4 protein-coding genes are annotated in these 6000 nt (G+C 61.9%); 2 read left to right on the top strand and 2 right to left on the bottom strand.

Translation table 11 applies throughout. The annotated features are described in order from the left end of the window. Positions 1–181: 181 nt before the first annotated feature. Positions 182–475 (bottom strand): hypothetical protein, encoded by a 294-nt coding sequence (locus HT585_RS23030; protein ID WP_176355116.1) that lies wholly within the window; start codon positions 473–475, stop codon positions 182–184. A 284-nt stretch (positions 476–759) separates the two neighbouring features. Then, the gene (locus HT585_RS23025) at positions 760–1359 is read right to left on the bottom strand and encodes a TetR/AcrR family transcriptional regulator (protein WP_176355115.1); all 600 of its coding nucleotides are present in this window, start codon (positions 1357–1359) and stop codon (positions 760–762) included. A 284-nt stretch (positions 1360–1643) separates the two neighbouring features. Here HT585_RS23025 and HT585_RS23020 point away from each other — a divergent pair, with 284 nt between their 5' ends. Together HT585_RS23020 and HT585_RS23015 are read left to right on the top strand one after the other, a co-directional pair. Further along, positions 1644–2804, top strand: a complete 1161-nt coding sequence (locus tag HT585_RS23020; protein WP_176355114.1) for an efflux RND transporter periplasmic adaptor subunit — start codon at positions 1644–1646, stop codon at positions 2802–2804. Then, complete coding sequence (locus tag HT585_RS23015; protein ID WP_176355113.1) at positions 2801–5899, top strand: efflux RND transporter permease subunit; 3099 nt, start codon at positions 2801–2803, stop codon at positions 5897–5899. Before HT585_RS23020 ends, HT585_RS23015 begins: the two co-directional genes overlap by 4 nt. The last annotated feature ends 101 nt before the right edge of the window (positions 5900–6000 follow it).

Raw genomic sequence — 6000 nt, 5'->3', positions numbered from 1 at the left:
GCCGCAGGTTCAAATCCTGCCCCCGCAACCAAATCATAAAAATAGCCCGCCAGACCCAAAAGGTCGGCGGGCTTTTTGACGTTCTGATGCCAACGACAAAGTCAGCAAAGCGCCCGGAACAGAAATGCTATCTATCCGGTGAGGGCCGCGGATATGGAGGCACGCCAGATTCTGCGGCCGGCTATTCACGCAGCAATTTGTCGGCAACGATCCTAAACTCTTCGGCAGTCAAACCTGTCAGCGTCGGCATTTCCCGGTCGAAGAATCGATTGTCATGAATGGCCTGATTAATTAGCTGTCGAGTTGCGTAAAGTTCTCGGAAGGATAGTTCGGTATGCGGGACGACGTCGGCAATTTTGTTGGCAACGGCATGGACCATTGACCCGAGTGTTGTCGACACGATCACAATGTGGCCGTCAGTTTCGAGCTGGAGGAGCGCCTCGCGCAAGGCGTTTCTTAGGACGGGATCATCCATTTACGCTGTTCCATATGATTCTCAAATCGATCTCTCTTTGCATGTGAATTCCTCGCGAACTGTGCCTGCCGGTGCGACACTGGCCGACACGTCGCTTGTGAGCGAGCGGTTCCTTACGCACATTTCCTTTCCGACATGACGTCAGATGCGAGTGATGGCGGCCCTATGCGGGAGCGCGATACCGCACCGTTACCGGGTTGTTGTCTCGTCGCGTGCCACCTGCCGGGATACCCGGAAAGCGGCCGTGTGCTGGCATTGAGCGCAATCCGGCGGTGCTGAACGGCTCAGGGTTTCGGACAAAGAAAGCGGGTGAGCAGCAGGTGCATCATCGGGCGCTCCTGGTCCGGTTTGAAGCCGGGGTCGACGGCGATCCGACCGAAGATGCCGTCGATGATCGCGGCAATCCAGCGTGCGCCCGCTTCCGGATCTATCGCCGCATCGATCTGTCCGCGCCCCGACGCTGCCTTGATCAGGGCGGAGAGAGCGGCGCGCAATTCGGCGTCGTTCGCTGCGACCAGTTCGCCGATGTGTTCGTCGCGCATGGCCTCGGCGGCGATTTCCAGCGCCAGGCTGGAATAGACGGGATCGGCCGCCAAGCCCAGCACAACGTCCATGAAGCCCAGCAGGGCTGCAAAGAGATCGGGCGATTCATGGAGTTCGCGGAAAAACTCCGCCGTCTCTTGACGTTCTTCCTCCACGATCGCGGTAATGATGGCGTGCTTGGTCGGAAAATAATGAAAGAGATTGCCAGGGCTCATCCCTGCCTCGGCACAGATTTCCGCGGTCGATGTGCCGTGAAACCCTTTTCGGGCAAAACAGGCGATGGCGGCATCGACAATGACTTGCCGCCTTGCCGCATGTTTTTCCGGGTCGACTTTGCGCATCGTACTTCTCCCCGACGGTCCAGTTTCTTTAATAGACTAATCGATCTGGTATGCGGTGCGGGCGCGTACGATGTCAAGAGAAGTGCCCTGATGACCGATGACGCCATGCTCCCGCAATGATTGTATGTCATCGCCTTACTCTTGACGCGTTTATCGAATGAAATTATTAGATTGACTACTCGAATAAATAATTTCTTCCGAACGCCCTAATTGGGAACCGTCGACGTTGTGCTTGCTGCCACTGTGGCGGCGACGTCCGGTTCCGCCAGCGAAAGCCAACCAGAATGAGACGCTCCTCAACCCTGAATGCAGCCATCGTCGCCGTTTTCTCGCTTGCGGTCACTGCGGGCCAGGTACGTGCGAACGAGGCGGCTGCATCGGTCAGCGCCAATACTCCGGCTGCAAGCCGCACCGTTTCAACGCTTGTGGCCGACAGGCAGCCGCAGAAATGGCTGCGCTCCTTCGCGGGCATTTTCGTCGCCCGCGAAGAAATCGCGGTCGCGACGACATTGACCGAGCAGCGGATCGCCAAGGTCGAGGTCGAGGTCGGCGATCGGGTGGTTGCCGGCCAGGTGCTTGCCCGCCTCGAAACCGAGATGCTGGAAAACCTTTTGCGTGAGACGGAGGGTCGGGTGGCGCGCGCCAGTGCGGCGGTTGCCCAGCAGGAAGAGACCGTCCGGCAGGAGGAAAAGAAGCTCGATCGCGCCAGGCAACTGCGCCATCTGAAGGCGGAAACGTTCCTCGAAGAACGGGTTTCGGCCGTGGCCATTGCGCTCGAGGCGGTGAAGGTGGCGCGCGCCGACGACGCGCAGGCTCAGGCGCTCCTGGCCGAGGCACGCCGCAAGCTCGAGCGGGCCGTGATCGTCGCGCCGGCAGCCGGCATCGTTTCCGAGCGGCTTGCCCGCGCCGGCGCGCTTGCCGGCACGGAGCCGCTGATGCGCCTCATCCGCGACGGCGAGATCGAGCTTGCTGCCGAAATTCCGGAAAGCGAGTTGCCCTTGCTTGCCGTCGGTCAGAAGGTAAAGGTCAAGCTCTCCGGCCGCACGGACGCGATCGACGGCGATATCAGGGTGATCAATCCGAAGATCGATAGCGAGACCCGGCTCGGCACCGCCAAGATAACGCTGAAGACCGACAAGCCACCCTATGCCGGAACGTTCGGGCGTGCGGAAATCGTCGTGGCCGAACGCGCGGCGATCATGGTCGACGATTCTGCGCTGCTTTACGGCGCCCCGGACGGCATGCCCTCGGTGTTCATCGTCGAGGGCGGGAAGGTCAAGCGTAAGACCGTCAAGGCTGGAATGCGCCAGAACGGCAAGGTCGAGATCCTATCGGGTCTGGACACCGGCGAGCGCGTTGTTGCCAAGGCCGGCGCTTCTCTCCGCGAGGGCGAGGCCGTCGCCACCACGGACGTTGTTCCCGCTCAGACAGGCGTGCAGAAATGACCAGCAATATCTCAGCCTGGGCAATCCGCAAGCCCGTTCCGACCATCGTCCTGTTCGTCGTCCTGACGTTGGTCGGCATCGCCTCGTTCCTGCGCCTGCCGGTCAACGCCAATCCGAGCGTCTCGTTTCCCGTTGTGACCGTGACGATCACTCAACCGAGCGCCCAGCCTGCGGAAATGGAAACGCAGGTGACAAGGCGCGTCGAAGGGGTTGCAGCCGGCCTGGTCGCCGTCAATCACATTCGCTCGACGGTCGCCAACGGCATCTCGACGACGACGGTCGAGTTCAAGATCGGCACAGACCCGGATCGCGCTGCCAACGACGTGCGCGAGGCGGTGGCCCAGATCCGTTCCGATCTGCCGCAGTCGATCCAGGAGCCGGTGGTGTCACGTGTCGATGTCGATGGCAGCGCCATCATCTACTACACCGTGCGCGCGCCCGACATGTCCGCCGTCGAGCTGTCGTGGTTTGTCGACGACACCTTGAACAGCGAGCTTCTGACGCTTCCGGGCGTGCAGAAGGTTCAACGTCTCGGCGGCGTCAACCGCGAGGTTCGCGTCTCGCTCGATCCGGAGCGGCTGCTGGCATTGGGCGTCACTGCCGATCAGGTCAACACGGCGATGCGCGAACTCAATACCAATGTGCCGAGCGGGCGTGGCGAGATCGGCGGGCGGGAGCAATCGATCCGCACGATCGGCAGCGCCACCTCGGTCGAGGAACTTTCGCGCCTGTCGATCCCGATTTCGGGCGGCCGCTGGGTCCAGCTCTCGGACGTGGCAAAGATCGAGGACACGTCCTCCGAACCGCGCAATTTCGCCCGGCTCGACGGCGAGCCGGTCGTCAGCTTCTCGGTGTCGCGCAGCAAGGGCGCGAGCGATACTGTCGTTGCCGATCGCGTGGCCGCGCGTCTGGCCGAAATCCAGGCGCGCACACCCGGCATCGAGATCAAGGAACTGATCTCGCTGGTCGAATACACCAAGGAAAGCTACGATGCGGCGGTGACTGCGCTCCTGGAAGGGGCAGCGCTGACGGTGGTGGTCGTGTTCGCGTTCCTGCGCAACTGGCGGGCAACGTTGATCTCGGCGCTCGCCATGCCGCTGTCGATCCTGCCGACCTTCATGGTCATGGATCTTCTCGGTTTCACCTTGAACAGCATCAGCCTCCTGGCGTTGACGCTTGTCATCGGCATTCTGGTCGATGACGCCATCGTCGAAATCGAAAACATCGAGCGGCACGTGGACATGGGTAAACGGCCGTTTCTCGCCGCGATCGATGCTGCCGATGCGATTGGCCTGGCGATCGTTGCGACGACGCTGACGATCGTGGCGGTGTTCGCGCCCGTCAGCTTCATCGGCGGCGCGGTCGGACAATACTTCAAGCAATTCGGTCTGACGGTCGCCATCGCCGTGCTGTTCTCGTTGGCGGTCGCTCGTTTGCTGACGCCATTGATGGCTGCCTATCTGCTTCGCCCAAAAGCGGGACATGGACATGAGGTCAAGCGGTCTCGCATCGGCGATGGCTATGTCCGGGTGCTCGGCTGGACGCTCGATCACCGCAAGACGGCGCTTTCCATCGTCGCCCTGATCTTCGTCGGCTCGATCGCGCTTCTGACGATGTTGCCGACCGGCTTCCTGCCGACGAGCGACAGCAATCTCTCGACCTTGAAGGTGACGTTGCCGCCGGGCACGCGTCTCGAGGAGACGGCCCGCTTCTCGGATGAACTGACGCGCAAGATCAGGCAGAGTCCGGAGGTCGATAGCGTGCTTGCGACCGCCGACAATCTCAATAAGGTCGACCTCCTGATCAAGCTTCGCCCGCGCAAGGAGCGCGAACTCGACCGCAAATCATTCGAACTGTCCCTGCGTCCATTGCTCGCCGAAACGCCGGACATCCAGGCGACCTTTGCGTCCGAGCAGGGGGCGAAGGATCTGTCGATCTATCTGACCAGCGACGACGCGGAGGCGCTGACCCAGGCGGTGCGCCAGCTCGAAAACGAGATGCGGGCGATGCCCGGTCTCGTCAACGTGCAGTCGACCGAGCCGCTGCTGTCGCCGGAATTGCTGGTGAAGCCGCGTCTCGACGAGGCTGCCCGTCTCGGCGTCTCGGTGACGTCGATCGGCACGGTGGCACGTATCGCCACCATGGGCGACAGCGAAAGCAATTCGGCTCGGTTCAATCTCGGCAACCGGCAGGTGCCGATCCGCGTCATGCTCGACGAGACTGCGCGGGCGGACTTCGACACCTTGCGAAACCTGCGCGTGGGTACCAATTCCGGCAAGCTGGTCCCGCTCACGTCGGTGGCCGACATTTCCTTCGGCGCGGAGGAAGGCAGTGTCGAGCGCCTCAACCGCAAGCGCCTGATGGCGGTCGAGGCCAATCTCAATGGCATCACGCTTGGCACAGCGTTCGAGGCGGTTTCGGCCCTGCCGGCGATGACCAAGATGCCGGCGGGCGTGTCGCAGGCGAACTACGGCGAAGCCGAATACATGTCGGAAATGTTCCGCAACTTCGCGCTCGCCTTGCTTGCCGGCATCCTGATGGTCGCGGCGGTTCTCGTCCTCCTGTTCAAGGACTTTCTGCAGCCGGTGACCATCCTGATCGCCCTGCCGTTGTCGATCGGCGGGGCGGCACTGGCGCTCATCCTCTTTGGCGCAGCGCTCGATCTGTCTTCAACGATCGGCATCCTGATGTTGATGGGCATCGTCTGCAAGAACTCGATCCTGCTGGTTGATCATGCGATCGTCTGCCGCAACGAAGGGGCGGACCGGCGAGCCGCCTTGATGACGGCGGGCACCACTCGTGCGCGTCCGATCATCATGACGACGATCGCCATGGTCGCCGGCATGGTGCCGGCCGCGATCGGTGTTGGTGCCGACGCTGCCTTCCGCGCGCCGATGGCGATTGCCGTCATCGGCGGATTGATCACATCGACGATGCTGAGCCTCGTCTTCGTGCCGGTGATGTTCACGGTGATGGATGATGTCAGCGTGCGCCTCGGCCGTTGGCTGAAGCGGCTGTCGTCGGTGACCGACGAGGACAAGATCGCCGATGCGGCCCGCAGCGGCAACCCGATCCCGTCCGGTTCCCCCCACTGATACTAGGCCTCACCGAAGCTGAGCAGATTATGATTGACCAATGCAGACAGGCGCAAGGCGCCAGGGAGCACAAAACCAGAGCCTGGGAAAACCGTGTTTTC

Source organism: Ensifer oleiphilus (assembly GCF_013371465.1).
GTDB classification, from domain to species: domain Bacteria; phylum Pseudomonadota; class Alphaproteobacteria; order Rhizobiales; family Rhizobiaceae; genus Ensifer; species Ensifer oleiphilus.
Note: the sequence above shows the minus strand (reverse complement) of the source record. Positions and strands in the feature narration are given on the sequence as shown.